13 protein-coding genes, 1 tRNA gene and 1 riboswitch are annotated in these 13,480 nt (G+C 71.5%); of the genes, 10 read left to right on the top strand and 4 right to left on the bottom strand.

The features are described from left to right. Positions 1 to 8 precede the first annotated feature (8 nt). Positions 9 to 242: a YMGG-like glycine zipper-containing protein gene (locus ACFHPP_RS10880; protein WP_430668940.1), complete on the bottom strand. Its 234-nt coding sequence runs from the start codon at positions 240 to 242 to the stop codon at positions 9 to 11. Between the two features lie 253 nt (positions 243 to 495). Here ACFHPP_RS10880 and ACFHPP_RS10875 point away from each other — a divergent pair, with 253 nt between their 5' ends. From ACFHPP_RS10875 to cbiB, 8 genes are all read left to right on the top strand, one after another. Continuing rightward, entirely contained in the window at positions 496 to 1,539 is a 1,044-nt protein-coding gene (locus tag ACFHPP_RS10875; RefSeq protein ID WP_437163291.1) for a rod shape-determining protein, read from the top strand. A 35-nt stretch (positions 1,540 to 1,574) separates the two neighbouring features. Further along, positions 1,575 to 2,438 (top strand): rod shape-determining protein MreC, encoded by an 864-nt coding sequence (gene mreC, locus ACFHPP_RS10870; protein WP_437163290.1) that lies wholly within the window; start codon positions 1,575 to 1,577, stop codon positions 2,436 to 2,438. Positions 2,439 to 2,471: 33 nt separating this feature from the next. Next, positions 2,472 to 3,005, top strand: coding sequence for a rod shape-determining protein MreD (mreD, locus tag ACFHPP_RS10865; RefSeq protein WP_437163289.1), 534 nt, complete (start codon positions 2,472 to 2,474; stop codon positions 3,003 to 3,005). A 165-nt stretch (positions 3,006 to 3,170) separates the two neighbouring features. Beyond that, the gene (gene mrdA, locus ACFHPP_RS10860; RefSeq protein WP_437163288.1) at positions 3,171 to 5,039 is read left to right on the top strand and encodes a penicillin-binding protein 2; all 1,869 of its coding nucleotides are present in this window, start codon (positions 3,171 to 3,173) and stop codon (positions 5,037 to 5,039) included. Further along, a complete protein-coding gene (gene rodA / locus ACFHPP_RS10855) occupies positions 5,036 to 6,187 on the top strand; it encodes a rod shape-determining protein RodA (protein ID WP_437163287.1) in 1,152 nt (383 codons plus the stop codon). The genes mrdA and rodA overlap by 4 nt, the downstream gene beginning before the upstream one ends. A gap of 96 nt (positions 6,188 to 6,283) precedes the next feature. Then, positions 6,284 to 6,359, top strand: a tRNA-Lys gene (locus ACFHPP_RS10850). A gap of 873 nt (positions 6,360 to 7,232) precedes the next feature. Beyond that, the gene (cobD, locus tag ACFHPP_RS10845) at positions 7,233 to 8,189 is read left to right on the top strand and encodes a threonine-phosphate decarboxylase CobD (RefSeq protein ID WP_437163286.1); all 957 of its coding nucleotides are present in this window, start codon (positions 7,233 to 7,235) and stop codon (positions 8,187 to 8,189) included. Next, entirely contained in the window at positions 8,186 to 9,145 is a 960-nt protein-coding gene (cbiB, locus tag ACFHPP_RS10840) for an adenosylcobinamide-phosphate synthase CbiB (protein ID WP_437163285.1), read from the top strand. The genes cobD and cbiB overlap by 4 nt, the downstream gene beginning before the upstream one ends. Here the strand turns inward: cbiB and ACFHPP_RS10835 are convergent. From ACFHPP_RS10835 to cobU, 3 genes are read right to left on the bottom strand one after another with little or no spacing between them, the layout of a single operon-like run. Further along, positions 9,102 to 10,586: a cobyric acid synthase gene (locus tag ACFHPP_RS10835; protein WP_437163284.1), complete on the bottom strand. Its 1,485-nt coding sequence runs from the start codon at positions 10,584 to 10,586 to the stop codon at positions 9,102 to 9,104. The genes cbiB and ACFHPP_RS10835 overlap by 44 nt on opposite strands. Further along, on the bottom strand, positions 10,586 to 11,191 hold the full coding sequence (cobO, locus tag ACFHPP_RS10830) for a cob(I)yrinic acid a,c-diamide adenosyltransferase (protein WP_437163283.1): 606 nt from the start codon (positions 11,189 to 11,191) through the stop codon (positions 10,586 to 10,588). Before cobO ends, ACFHPP_RS10835 begins: the two co-directional genes overlap by 1 nt. 12 nt (positions 11,192 to 11,203) lie before the next feature. Beyond that, a complete protein-coding gene (gene cobU, locus ACFHPP_RS10825; protein ID WP_437163282.1) occupies positions 11,204 to 11,704 on the bottom strand; it encodes a bifunctional adenosylcobinamide kinase/adenosylcobinamide-phosphate guanylyltransferase in 501 nt (166 codons plus the stop codon). Between the two features lie 52 nt (positions 11,705 to 11,756). Further along, positions 11,757 to 11,952: riboswitch (cobalamin riboswitch) on the top strand. Positions 11,953 to 12,060: 108 nt separating this feature from the next. Between cobU and ACFHPP_RS10820 the strand changes: the two genes are divergently transcribed. Both ACFHPP_RS10820 and cobW read left to right on the top strand, forming a co-directional pair. Next, positions 12,061 to 12,438 carry a DUF1636 family protein gene (locus ACFHPP_RS10820; protein ID WP_437163281.1) on the top strand — a complete coding sequence of 126 codons (378 nt, stop codon included), beginning with the start codon at positions 12,061 to 12,063 and terminating at the stop codon, positions 12,436 to 12,438. Continuing rightward, positions 12,435 to 13,478 (top strand): cobalamin biosynthesis protein CobW, encoded by a 1,044-nt coding sequence (cobW, locus tag ACFHPP_RS10815; protein ID WP_437163280.1) that lies wholly within the window; start codon positions 12,435 to 12,437, stop codon positions 13,476 to 13,478. Before ACFHPP_RS10820 ends, cobW begins: the two co-directional genes overlap by 4 nt. Positions 13,479 to 13,480 lie beyond the last annotated feature (2 nt).

Below are 13,480 nucleotides of genomic sequence, written 5' to 3'. Positions count from 1 at the left end.
CTGGCCGCTCAGCGCCAGGCGGGACGGCCGAGGTTGACCGTGCCGGGGCTGGTCAACGCGCCGCCCGCCGCGCCCGCTGCGCCACCGAGCAGGGCGCCGGTTCCCGCACTGCCGCTCAGCGACCCGATCGCCGCACCCGCGCCGGCCCCGAGCAGGCCGCCGGACACCGCACGGTCGCCCGTGCTCTGGCCGCAGGCGGCCAGACCGGCCGCCATCAGCACCACCATGGTAAGCTTGCGCACAGCGAAATCTCCTTAATCATCGTCCTGCCCCCGATAACGTCGCGTAAGCGGTCCGGTTGCAGGAGACGTTGCGATTTCGGATTGCGCGCCGCCTTCGATCAACAGGACTTGAGCGGGAGGCGGGGGAGGGGTATCGGAACGCCTCCCGCCGGACCATCGGACCCGGGTCGCGCCGAACCGGATCAAGTACCGGGCCGTCGGGGCTGGCCGCATGGCGCGGTGTTCCAACCCGCCTCAGGAAGGTTCCGGCCGCATGTTTTCCCGCCTGTTCGGCTTCCTCTCGGCCGACATGGCCATCGATCTCGGCACCGCCAACACGCTGGTCTATGTGAAGGGGCGGGGCATCGTTCTGAACGAGCCCTCCGTCGTCGCCATCTCGGACCATCGCGGCAAGAAGCAGGTGCTGGCGGTGGGCGAGGAGGCCAAGCTGATGCTCGGCCGCACCCCCGGCAACATCGCCGCCATCCGGCCGCTGCGGGATGGCGTGATCGCCGATTTCGAGGTGGCGGAGGAGATGATCAAGCATTTCATCCGCAAGGTGCACAAGCGGCGCTCCTTCGCCTCGCCGCTGATCATCGTCTGCGTCCCCTCCGGCTCCACTGCCGTGGAACGCCGCGCGATCCAGGAATCCGCGGAAAGCGCGGGCGCGCGGAAGGTGCTGCTGATCGAGGAACCGATGGCCGCCGCGATCGGCGCCGGACTGCCGGTGACGGAGCCCTCGGGGTCCATGGTGGTGGATATCGGTGGCGGCACCACGGAAGTGGCGGTGATCTCGCTCGGCGGCATCGTCTATGCGCGGTCCGTGCGCGTCGGCGGCGACAAGATGGACGAGGCCATCATCTCCTATATCCGTCGCAACCATAACCTGCTGATCGGCGAGAGCACCGCCGAGCGCATCAAGATGGAGATCGGCGCCGCCGCGCCGCCCTGGGAGGGCGAGGAAGGCCCGCTGACGGAGGTCAAGGGCCGCGACCTGATGAACGGCGTGCCGCGCGAGGTGATCGTCAGCCAGCGGCAGATCTCGGAAAGCCTGTACGAGCCGGTGATCCAGATCGTCGAGGCGGTGCGGGTCGCGCTGGAGAACACGCCGCCGGAACTCGCGGCCGACATCGTCGACAAGGGCATCGTTCTGACCGGCGGCGGCGCGCTGCTGCACCGGCTGGACGGCGTGCTGCGGGACGCGACGGGGTTGCCGGTTGTGGTGGCGGAGGATGCGCTGTCCTGCGTCGCGCTCGGCACCGGGCGGGCGCTGGAGGACATGAAGCGACTTCGCCACGTCCTGTCTTCGATGTACTGATGGGCCTGCGGCTGACCAGGGGGTAGGGGGCGGGCGTGATCCGACTGAGCATTCCGCTCCGCCAGGCCCTGGCGCGGCTGTCCCTGCCGGTGCTGATCGCCGCGGCCTTCGGCACCATGCTGCTCGGCAAGGCGGACACCCTGCTGGCGGAACGCGCGCGCATCCTGCTGGCCGATGCGCTGGCGCCCTTCTACGCCGCCTTCGCCGAACCGGCGCGTGCGGTGCGGGATGGCGTGGCAGAACTCGGCCACCTGCTGGAACTCCGGGAGGAGAATGCCCGCCTGGTGGAGGAGAATGAGCGCCTGCGCCGCTGGCAGGCCGCCGCCCTGTCGCTGGAGGCGGAGAACGCGATGCTGCGGCGGCAGTTGGACTTCGTGCCGGAACGGGCGCCGGCCTTCCACACCGCCCGCGTGGTGGCCGATGGCGGCGGCGTCTATGCCCGCGCCGTGCTGCTGACGGTGCCGCCCGAGATCCAGGTCCGCCGCGGCCAGATCGCGCTGGATGAGCGTGGCTTCGCCGGGCGGGTGACGGAGGTGGGCGCGCGGTCCGCCCGCGTGCTGCTGGCCACCGACATGAACAGCCGCCTTCCCGTGACGCTCGAGGGCAGCCGCCTGCGCGCCATGATGGTCGGCACCAACGGCGCCCGGCCGCGCCTGCAGCATTGGTCCGAGGGCGGCCGCCCGGCGGAGGGCGAGCGCGTGGTGACCAGCGCCGAGGGCGTGGAGTTCCCCGCCGGGCTGCCGGTCGGCGTGGTGCGCTGGACCGAGGGCGGGGTGGCGGAGGTGGAGTTGTTCGCGCGGACCGACCGGCTGGACGTGGTGCGGCTGTTCGATTTCGGCCTGGGCGGAATCCTGCCGCCGGAGGCGATCGCGCGCCCCGAGCCGCGGGCACGGCGCTGAGCGCCCGCCCATGCTGCATCGCGTCGGGTCCTGATGGTCGGCCGCAAGGAACCCTCGCCCGGGCTGCTGCGGCAGCTCGACGACCTGGCGCGGGCGGTGTTCCCCTCGCTCAGCACGGTGCTGCTGATGGTGCTGGCGGCGGGGCCGACCGGGGTGCCGGCGATGGTGCCGGCGGCGGCGCTGCCCTGCATCGTCTTCTGGTCCGTCTTCCGCCCCGGCGCCATGCCGCCGCCGGCGGTGTTCGTGCTGGGGCTGCTGCAGGACCTGCTGACCATGTCGCCGCTCGGCATCGGGGTGGTGACGCTGCTGGTGGCGCATGCGGTGGCGGTGGCCTGGCGGCGCTTCCTGGTGCGGCAATCCTTCCTCGCCGTCTGGCTGGCCTTCTGCACCTTCGCGGTCGGCACCGCGGCGATGGGCTGGCTGCTGACTGCCCTGCTGGCCTGGAGCCTGCCCGCCTTCGCCCCCGCGTTGCACCAGGCCGTGCTGACGGCCGGGCTGTACCCGCCCTTCGCCTTCGTGCTCAGCCGCATCCATGGCGTGATGCGGCAGGCGGAGGAGGTGGCGTGACCTGCCCACGACACCCTGCCCCCACCGCAGGCGGGCCGCGCCCTTCCGCGGCCCGAGGCCGCGAATGCGGCCCGCGCCCAGACAGGACGTGCCACCAGCCTGCTAGTGCAGGGCGCGAAGGCAGGGCGGCGGATGCCGCCGCCCGCCGTCTGAGGGCCTAGATTCATGTCCCGCAAACAAAGGGAGGAGGAGCGGGTCCGCGGCATCTTCAGCCGCCGTGCCCTGGCGCTGGGCCTGGGGCAGATGGGGCTGCTGGGCTTCCTGGCGCACCGGCTGCACTGGCTGCAGGTGGACCAGGGGGAGCGCTATGCGACCCTGGCCGAGGAGAACCGCCTCTCGGCCCGGCTGCTGGCGCCGCCGCGCGGCCGCGTGCTGGACCGCACCGGCCAGGTCATCGCCGGCAACCAGCTGAACTGGCGCGCCCTGCTGACCGCGGAACAGACCACCGATGTGGCGGCCACGCTCGAGACCTTCAGCCGCATCGTGCCGCTGACCGAGGCCGAGCGCACCCGAATCGAGCGCGACGTACGCCGCCGCCGCCGCTTCGTGCCGGTGACGGTGCGGGATTTCCTGACCTGGGAGGAGATGGCGCGGATCGAGCTGAACGCGCCGGACCTGCCCGGTATCAGCGTCGATGTCGGCACCACGCGCATCTACCCGGAAGGCGAGCACCTGGCGCATATCGTCGGCTACGTCGCGCCCCCGGCCGAACGCGACATGGATGGCGACCCGCTGCTGGAACTGCCGGGCATCCGCGTCGGGCGATCCGGCGTCGAGCGTCACCACGACCTGGCGCTGCGCGGCCGGGCGGGGGCGGTGCAGATGGAGGTCAACGCCGTCGGCCGCATCATCCGGGAGTTGGATCGGCGCGAGGGCGTGCAGGGCCAGGAGGTGCAGCTTTCCATCGATGCGGCGCTGACGCGCACGCTGCGCGGCAAGATCGAGGAAGGCACCTCCGTCGTCCTGATGGATGCGCGGAACGGGGAGGTGCTGGCGATGGCGACGCAACCGTCCTTCGACCCCAACCTGTTCAACGCCGGCGTGTCCCAGGCGCAGTGGCGGGAATGGACCCGCCACCGCGGCACGCCGCTGATCAACAAGGCGACCAACGGGCTGTACGCGCCGGGGTCCACCTTCAAGATGGTGGTCGCGCTGGCGGCGCTGGAGGCGCGGGTGGTGACGCCGGGGGAACGGGTGTACTGCCCCGGCCACATGGACCTCGGCGCGTCGCGCTTCCATTGCTGGAACCGCAGCGGCCATGGCAGCATGGACATGCGCAGCGCGCTGAAGGTCTCCTGCGACGTCTATTTCTACGAGATGGCCAAGCGGCTCGGCATCGACCGGATCGCCGCCATGGGCCGGCGCTTCGGGCTCGGCGTGCCCCTGGAGATCGAGCTGCCGGGCATCCGCGCCGGGCTGATGCCGACGCGTGAATGGCGCCAGGCGCAGGGCGGGTCCTGGGCGCTGGGCGATACGGTGGTGCACGGCATCGGCCAGGGCTTCTACCAGCTGACGCCGCTGCAACTGGCGACCATGACGGCGCGGCTGGCCACAGGCCGCGCCGTGCAGCCGCATCTGACCCGCAGCATCGGCGGCCGCCCGGTGCGCGGCACCCGGGCCGAGGATTGGCCGAGCCTCGGCATCCCGGAGGCCAACCTCCGCCTGGTGCGGGAGGCGATGTGGGCGGTGGTGAACGAGGCCGGCGGCACCGCCCGTGTCGCCCGCATCCCGCCGGTGATGGGCGCGGTGGCCGGCAAGACCGGGACCACCCAGGTGCGGCGGGTGACGCGGGAACAGCGGGAACGCGGCTTCAACGTCAGCCAGGTGCCGCGCGAATGGCGGCCGCATGCGCTGTTCGTGGCCTATGCGCCGCATGAGAACCCGGTGTTTGCCGTGTCCGTCATCGTCGAGCATGGCAGCAGCGGCAGCGCCGCCGCGGCGCCGCTGGCGCGCGACGTGCTGGTGGAGGCGTTCCAGCAGTTGCGGCCCGGGCCCGGCGGTTTCGGCGCCCGGGTGGCGGAGGCGCGGCCGTGATATTCGAACGACGGTTGCTCGCCCGCGAACGCGGCACGGGTGTGCTGGAGAAGCTCTGGCAGATCCCCTGGGTGTTCGTGCTGGTGCTGTGCGGGGTCGGCGTGGTTGGCTACGTCGCGCTGTATTCGGCGGGCGGCGGCGCGGCGGAGCCCTATGCGGCCAAGCATGCCATCCGCTTCGGCTTCGGCCTGGTGCTGATGCTGTCCATCGCGCTGGTGGACATCCGGCTGATCGCGCGGCTCGCCTGGCTTGGCTATGCAGCGGGCGTCGGGCTGCTGGTGCTGGTGGCGTTCCACGGCCAGGTCGGCGGCGGGGCGCAGCGGTGGCTCGACCTGGGCGGCTTCCAGCTGCAGCCGTCCGAGCTGATGAAGATCATGCTGGTGCTGGCGCTGGCCGCCTGGTTCCACAAGGCGTCCTGGGAGCGGATCGGCAATCCGCTGTTCCTGATCCCGCCCATCGTCGCCGTGCTGGTGCCGGCGGCGCTGATCCTGCGGCAGCCGAACCTGGGCACGGCGCTGATCACGCTGATGGTCGGCGGCGCGGTGTTCTTCGCCGCCGGCGTGCGGCTGTGGAAATTCGCCATCATCCTGGCGGCGGCGGGGGTGGCGGCGCCGATCGCCTATGAGCATCTGCACGACTACCAGCGCGCCCGCATCACCACCTTCCTGGATCCCGAGAGCGACCCGCTGGGGGCCGGCTACAACATCATCCAGTCGAAGATCGCGCTGGGCTCCGGCGGCTTCTGGGGCAAGGGCTTCCTGCAGGGCACGCAGGGCCACCTGAACTTCCTGCCGGAAAAGCAGACCGACTTCATCTTCACCATGCTGGCCGAGGAATTCGGCCTGGTCGGCGCGCTGAGCGTGCTCGGCCTGCTGGCGACGGTGGTGGCCTTCGGCTTCCTGGTGGCGCTGCGCAGCCGGCACCAGTTCGGCCGGCTGCTGGCGGTGGGGCTGGCGACGAACTACTTCCTGTATGTCTTCGTCAACATCGCCATGGTCACCGGCGCCATCCCGGTGGGCGGCGTGCCGCTGCCGCTGATCAGCCATGGCGGGTCGGCCATGCTGACGGCGATGGTGGGGTTCGGCCTGCTGATGTCGGCGCATGTGCACCGGGAGGCGGAACTGGTCGCGCCGCGGGACCAGCCCTGAACGGAGGGTATGGCGGGGCTGCATGAGTTCGGGCGGGTTGGGCTGGACAAACCCGCCGCCACCGCCTAAACGGCCGTCCTCGCCACTTGATGGCGCGGGCGCTTAGCTCAGTTGGTAGAGCAGCTGACTCTTAATCAGCGGGTCGTAGGTTCGAGCCCTACAGCGCCCACCAATCGAATCAATCGGTTAGACCTGCTGAACGTGAACCCAACGGGAACACGTGCAACTGACGTGCAAGTCAGACGTGCAAGTCAGGTTTCCACGCTGTTCTGCTCCGCTTGTTCTTGTATTGTTCCTATGCGTATGATGCGCCATGAGCGGTGCATCCTCGGCGGATCCTCCGAGCGACCTGCCAGCTTGGCTAAAGCCGGGCCTCATCAGCCTCCTAGCGGACCATGTTGTGCAGGACATTGCCGGCGGCTTATCGCCGGACGCGGTCGCCGAACGTGTGCTGGACGCGGCGCTGGCCTTTTGCCCCGCGCTGCCGCGCCCTCAAATCCGCGAGGCGGTGGCGATTGCTATGTGGGTTGGCGGCGGGTCCGACGCGCGATAATCACTGCTTACGAAAACGAATCGGTGAAACTGTGGGCGGAGCGTTGTCCCGGTTAAGTCTGGTGATCTCAGCCGCAGCTTTCGGCATATCAGCCTTTGATTTCTACAGGGCGAATTGGTCGATTCCCGATGTCCGTGTTTCGGTAAATCCAAGCTCATCCACCGCCCCACCGCAGACCTTTATCCAGCCCGAGAAAGAATTCACTCTATTATTCTTCGATCAAACATGAAGTCGGCTATAGGCTTTAACGTTGCAGTTATCAATTCCGGCAACAGGCCCGCTGTTGTCAAATATATGAAATTGTGGGTAGTTGCGGACACTGGTTTAAGATTAGGCAGGAGGCCAATCGACCCCTACGTCGTGAAACCTGGCGAAGTGTTGGTCACCACGCTCGACGTGCAGGGTGGGCGCTTGCCGTCTGGCACAAACGTGGCAACTAGGCCGCATATGGATCCCCAAGCTCCTCTCGACGCTGTGCCCCATGGCGGCAGCATGCTCGCCGCCCGGCGGCGTTTCCCGGCGGCACCCGAGCCCTTTCTCGATCTCTCGACCGGCATCGCCCCGCGCGCCTATCCGATGCCGCCGCTTCCGCCAGAGGCCTTCGCCCGGCTGCCGGAGCCGTCCGCCCAGGCCATGCTCTGCCGTTTGGCCGCCGCGCGTTACGACGTTCCGGCGGGCGCGCGGGTGGTGGCGGCGCCGGGCACGCAGATCCTGCTGCCGATGATCGCGGCACTCCGCCCGCCCGGCATCGCGCGCATCCTCGGCCCGACCTATGCCGAGCACGCCCGCGCCGCCACCCTGGCCGGGCACGAGGCGCGGGAGGTCGGCGCCCTGGCGGAGCTGACGCCGGCCAGCCTCGTCACCGTCGTCAACCCGGACAACCCGACCGGGCAGGTCCTTGCGGCGGAAACGCTCGCGGCGCTCGCGGCGCGGCAGCGCGGCGATGGCGGCCTGCTGGTGGTGGACGAGGCGTTCGGGGATGCCGATCCCGATCTTCCCAGCGCATTGCCGCTGGTCCCGGGCGGCGGGGTGGTGGTGCTGCGGTCCTTCGGGAAGTTCCACGGGCTGGCCGGGCTGCGGCTGGGCTTCGCCGTGGCGCCGGAGGGCGTCGCGGCGCGGCTCGAGGCGCTGCTTGGCCCCTGGGCGGTGTCGGGGCCGGCGCTGCTGGCGGGGCAGGCGGCCCTGGCCGATGAAGCTTGGGCGGCGTCGCAGCGCGCCCATCTCGCCGCCGCCGCCGCGCGGCTGGATGGCGTGCTGCGCCAGGCGGGGCTCGTCGTGCTGGGCGGCACGCCGCTGTTCCGCTTCATCCAGGCGCCACCCGGCACCTTCGAGCGCCTGGGCCGGGCCGGCATCCTGGTCCGCGCCTTCGCCCACTGGCCGGACCGGCTGCGCATCGGCCTGCCGCCGGATGACGCTGCCTTCGCGCGGCTGGCGGCGGCGCTGGCGTGATCGCGCTCGCCCTGCTGGCGCTGCTGCTGGAGGCGGCGTTCGGCTATCCGCAGCGACTCGTGGACCACATCGGCCATCCCGTCATCTGGATCGGGCGGCTGATTTCCGCCATGGACGGCGCCTGGAACCGGGCCGAGCGGGGTGCGGCCGCGCGCCGGGCGGCGGGGGTTGCCGCGCTGCTGGTGCTGGTGGGCGTCGCGGGCGGCGGTGGGGCGCTGGTGCAGGCGTCGCTGCTGGCCGCGCCCCTCGGCCTGCTGGTCCTGGCCCTGCTCGCCGGCAGCCTGCTCGCGCAGCGCAGCCTGCACGACCACGTGGCCCGCGTGGCCACGGCGCTGGAGCAGGGTGGGTTGGAGGCGGGGCGGGAGGCGGTGTCGCACATCGTCGGCCGCGATCCGCTGTCGCTGGACGAGGCCGGCGTCGCGCGCGCCGCCATCGAGAGCCTGGCCGAGAATTTTTCGGACGGCGTGGTGGCGCCCGCCTTCTGGATGGCGGTCGCCGGGCTGCCCGGCGCCGCGATCTACAAGGCGGTCAACACGGCGGACAGCATGATAGGCCACCGCACGCCGCGGCACGAGGCCTTCGGCTGGGCCTCGGCGCGCTGCGACGATGTGCTGAACCTGCCGGCCTCGCGGCTTTCGGGCCTGGCCGTCGTCGCGGCGGCGGCGCTGCTGCCGGGGATGGATGCGCGCGCGGCCTGGCGCGCGCTGCGGCGCGATGCGCGGCGCCACCGCTCGCCCAATGCCGGCTGGCCGGAGGCGGCGATGGCCGGCGCGCTGGGCCTCGCCCTCGCCGGGCCGCGGCACTACGCCGGCGTGCTGGTGGAGGACGCACTGATGGGGGATGGGCGGCGCGATGCCAGCGCGGCCGACATCCGCGCCGCGCTGCGGCTGTACCGCGCGGCGGATGCGCTGCTCATCGGGGTGCTGGTGCTGATCTTCCTCGCCCTGCAAGCCTGAGCAGCGCGTCGAGGTCCAGATGCGACTCCAGATGCGCCGCCAGCGCATCCAGCGCCGCCTCCACCTGCGCCTCATGGTCCAGCCGCGGCGCGCCGGCGGCGAAGCGCGCGAGCCAGGCGGCGCGCTGCGCCGTGGCGCCGAACAGGCCATGGATGTAGGTGCCGGTAACCCGCCCATCGGCCGAGACCGCGCCTTCCGCGCCGCCTTCCGCCAGCGCGGCGAAGGGGTGCGCGCAGGCGGGGCCAACGGTGCGTCCCATGTGCATCTCATACCCGGAAAACGCAGCGCCATCGTGGCTGTGGCCGTGCACCGGCACCAGGCGCTTGTCGCCGGACAGCACGGTGTCCACCTCCAGCAGCCCGAGGCCCGGCAGGGTGCCGGGCGGGCCTTCCACGCCATCCGGGTCGGCGACGCTCCGCCCCAGCATCTGGTAGCCGCCGCAGAGGCCCAGCACATGCCCGCCGCGCCGCAGATGCGCCGCGATATCCACGTCGAACCCGGCCGCCCGCAGCGCGCGCAGGTCGGAGAGGGTGGATTTGGAGCCGGGCAGGATGACCAGCTGCGCATCGCCCGGCAGCGCATCCCCGGGCCGCACGCGCACCACCTCTACCTCCGGCTCCGCCACCAGCGGGTCCAGATCGTCGAAATTGGCGATGCCGGGCAGGATGGGCACGGCGACGCGCAGCTTCGCGCCGGGCTTGCGAGCGAGCGGATGGTCCAGCGCCAGCGCATCCTCCGCCGGCAGCCTCGCGGCATCCGGCAGGAAGGGCACCAGGCCGAGCGCCGCCCAGCCGGTGCGCGCCGCGATCAGCGCCATGCCATCGGCGAACAGCGCCGGGTCGCCGCGGAAGCGGTTGACGATGAAGCCGCCGATCATCGCCGCATCCGCCGCATCCAGCACGACATGCGTGCCCACGAGCGAGGCGATGACCCCGCCGCGGTCGATATCCCCGATCAGCACCACAGGCACGCCGGCCGCGCGCGCAAAGCCCATATTGGCGATGTCGTTGGCGCGCAGGTTCACCTCCGCCGCGCTGCCCGCGCCCTCCACCAGCACGATATCCGCCTCGGCCTGCATGCGGGCGAAACTGTCCAGCACGGCGGCCATGAAGCCGGGCTTCAGGCGCTGGTATTCGGCGGCGCGCGCCTGCCCCACGACGCGCCCCTGCACGATGATCTGCGCGCCCACCTGGCTCTGCGGCTTCAGCAGCACCGGGTTCATGTGGACCGAGGGCGCGATGCCGGCCGCGCGTGCCTGCAACGCCTGCGCCCGCCCGATCTCCCCGCCATCGGCGGTGACGGCGGCATTGTTGCTCATGTTCTGCGGCTTGAAGGGGCGCACGCGCAGCCCGCGCCGCGTGAAGGCGCGCGCCAGGCCCGCCACGATCAGTGACTTGCCGACATCCGAGCCGGTGCCCTGGAACATCAAGGCGAGGCTCATCAGAACTCGATGCCCTTCTGCGCCTTCACACCCGCCGCGAAGTGGTGTTTTTGCGCGCTCATCTCGGTGACCAGGTCTGCCGCCTCGATCAACGCCGGCTTCGCGTTGCGGCCGGTGACGACCACATGCAGCAGCGGGCGGCGTGCGGCGAGGTCCGCCAGCACGGCCTCCAGCGGCAGGTAGTCATAGCGCAGCGCGATGTTCAGCTCGTCCAGCAGCAGCAGGTCGATGCCTGGGTCGGCCAGCATCTCGCGCGCCATCTCCCAGGCCCGCGTCGCGGCCGCCACGTCGCGGGCGCGGTCCTGGGTTTCCCAGGTGAAGCCCTCGCCCATCGTGTGCCAGCGCACGCGGTCGCCGAACTGGGCCAGGGCGGCGCGCTCGCCGGTTTCCCAGGCGCCCTTGATGAACTGCACCACGCCGACGCGCCCGCCGGTGCCCAGCATGCGCAGCGCCAGGCCGAAGCCGGCGGTGGACTTGCCCTTGCCTGGCCCGGTGTGGACGATCAGCAGGCCTTTTTCCGTAATGGTCTTGGAGGCGACTTCCGCATCCTGCACCGCCTTGCGCGCTTCCATTTTCGTGCGGTGACGCGCGGCTTCGTCATCCATGGGCGCTGCCCCTCATTTCAGCCGCAGCGGCAGGCCCGCCACCACCAGTTCCACATGATCCGCCAGCGCCGCCATGCGCTGGTTCAGCACGCCCTGCGCGTCCCGGAAACGCCGGCCGAGCGCGGTCGCGGGCACGATGCCGCCGCCCACCTCGTTCGAGACCAGCACCACCGGGCCGGGATGGGCCAGCAGCGCCGCCTCCAGCGCCGATTGCGCCGCCGGCAGGTCGGCCTCAGCCAGCATCAGGTTGGACAGCCACAGGGTCAGGCAATCCACCAGCACCGGCGCGCGGGCCCGGGCCAGGGCGGCGGGCAGGTCGCGCGGCGCGTCCAGCGTCTCCCACCCCTCGGCGCGGCGGGCGCGGTGCTCGGCGATTCGCGCCGCCATCTCGGCATCGAAGGCCTCGGCGGTGGCGATGTAGGTCCAGGGCGGGGGCAGCGCCGTCACCAGCGTCTCCGCGCGCCGGCTTTTGCCGGACCGCGCGCCCCCCAGGATGAAGGTCAGGGTTTTCACCGCCGTACCATGCCCGATCCGCCGGCGATTGACACGGCCCGCCCGGCGACGCTTGATGCGCGGGTTCGAAGGTTCCCCGGAGACGGGGATGAAAAGGGAATTCGGAGGGGCCCCTGGGCCCAGGCCGAAGCTGCCCCCGCAACTGTGAACGGTGAGCAGGCATCACACGTCACTGGGCTTCAGCCCGGGAAGACGATGCCCAGCGGCGATCCGTGAGCCAGGAGACCTGCCCGCGAACACAAGGATGCGCCGGGCGGGGTGCCTCGGGGCAGGGCCAATTTGGCAGGGGCGCGCCGGCTGGCGCGCGCCATATGCACCCCATGTGCCCGCGCGCCGCGCCGGGCAGGGGGCTGCGCGTGTCACCCGACGTCGTGATCTTCGTCTGCACCACCTGCAAGCGGGAGGGCGATGCCCCCGAGGCGCCGCGGGCCGGCGCCGCCCTGGCCGAGGCCGCCACCGCCACCCCAGGCCCCTTCCGCGTGCAACCGGTAAAGTGCCTGTCGAGCTGCAAGCGCGGCCCTGCCGCCGCCATCGTCCGCCCGGGCGGCTGGAGCTACGTCTTCGGCCAGCTCGACATCGAGAGCGCACCGGAGGCGCTGCAACAGGGCGCGGCGCTGCTCGGCGGCTCGGTGGATGGCCTGATGCCCTGGCAGGGGCGGCCGGATGTGCTGAAGCGCAACATGGTCGCCCGCATCCCCCCCTTCGATTTCACGCCGCCGGAGGCCACCCCATGAGCACCAACCTGCAAAAGGTGCCCTGCACCATCGTCACCGGCTTCCTCGGCGCCGGGAAGACCACGCTGATCCGGCATCTGCTGGAGAATCCCGGCGGCCGGCGGCTCGCCGTCATCGTCAATGAATTCGGCGATATCGGCATGGATGCCGAGATCCTGCGCGGCTGCGGCATCGCCGCCTGCGCGGAGGCGGATATCGTGGAGCTCGCCAATGGCTGCATCTGCTGCACCGTGGCCGATGACTTCGTGCCAACGCTGGACAAGCTGCTGGCGCGCGAGCCGCGCCCCGATCACATCCTGATCGAGACCTCCGGCCTCGCCTTGCCGAAGCCGCTGGTACAGGCCTTCCTCTGGCCCGCCATCAAGGGCCGCGTCACGGTAGATGCCGTGGTGGCGGTGGTGGACGGCGCCGCGCTGGCCGAGGGCCGCGTCGCGCATGACGAGGTGGCGCTCGCCGCGCAGCGCGCCGCCGACCCGGCGCTGGATCACGACGATCCGGTGGAGGAGGTGTTCGAGGACCAGGTGGCCTGCGCCGACCTGATCGTGCTGACGAAGGCGGATCTGCTGGACCCCGCCGCGCTGGCCCGCGCCCGCGCCGCGCTGGATGCCGCCTTGCCACGCGCCATCGGCGTGCTGGAGGCGCGGGAGGGGCGCGTGGCGCCGGCCCTGCTGCTGGGCCTCGGCCTCGCCACCGAATCGGACATCGAGGCGCGCCGCACGCATCACGACAATGAGGCGGACCACGACCACGAGGATTTCGACTCCGTGGTCCTGCCGCTGCCGGAGGTGACGGACGCGACGGCGCTGGCCCGCCGCGTCGCCGCCGCCTGCACCGTGCCGGGCGTACTGCGCGCCAAGGGTTTCGCGGCTGTGCAAGGCAAGCCGATGCGGCTGCTGGTGCAGGCGGTGGGGCAGCGCGTCGGCCATCACTTCGACCGCCCCTGGGCGCCTGGCGAGGCGCGGGCAGGGCACCTGGTGGTGCTCGGCCTGCATGGCTTCGATGCGGCCGCCGTCGCCGATGCGCTGACGGTCGCCGCCTGACC

This window comes from Falsiroseomonas sp. E2-1-a20, assembly GCF_051433195.1.
Lineage (GTDB): Bacteria > Pseudomonadota > Alphaproteobacteria > Acetobacterales > Acetobacteraceae > Falsiroseomonas.
The sequence above is the reverse complement of the archived record's forward strand: the minus strand, read 5'-3'. Positions and strand labels throughout refer to the sequence as shown.

What these genes read in the sequence shown, in the direction of transcription:
- ACFHPP_RS10835 (WP_437163284.1), bottom strand. Translation starts at nt 10,586, where the DNA reads ATGAGCCTCGCCTTGATGTTCCAGGGCACCGGCTCGGATGTCGGCAAG.
- mrdA (WP_437163288.1), top strand. Translation starts at nt 3,171, where the DNA reads ATGTCCCGCAAACAAAGGGAGGAGGAGCGGGTCCGCGGCATCTTCAGC.
- cobO (WP_437163283.1), bottom strand. Translation starts at nt 11,191, where the DNA reads ATGGATGACGAAGCCGCGCGTCACCGCACGAAAATGGAAGCGCGCAAG.
- mreD (WP_437163289.1), top strand. Translation starts at nt 2,472, where the DNA reads ATGGTCGGCCGCAAGGAACCCTCGCCCGGGCTGCTGCGGCAGCTCGAC.
- cobD (WP_437163286.1), top strand. Translation starts at nt 7,233, where the DNA reads ATGCTCGCCGCCCGGCGGCGTTTCCCGGCGGCACCCGAGCCCTTTCTC.
- ACFHPP_RS10875 (WP_437163291.1), top strand. Translation starts at nt 496, where the DNA reads ATGTTTTCCCGCCTGTTCGGCTTCCTCTCGGCCGACATGGCCATCGAT.
- cobW (WP_437163280.1), top strand. Translation starts at nt 12,435, where the DNA reads ATGAGCACCAACCTGCAAAAGGTGCCCTGCACCATCGTCACCGGCTTC.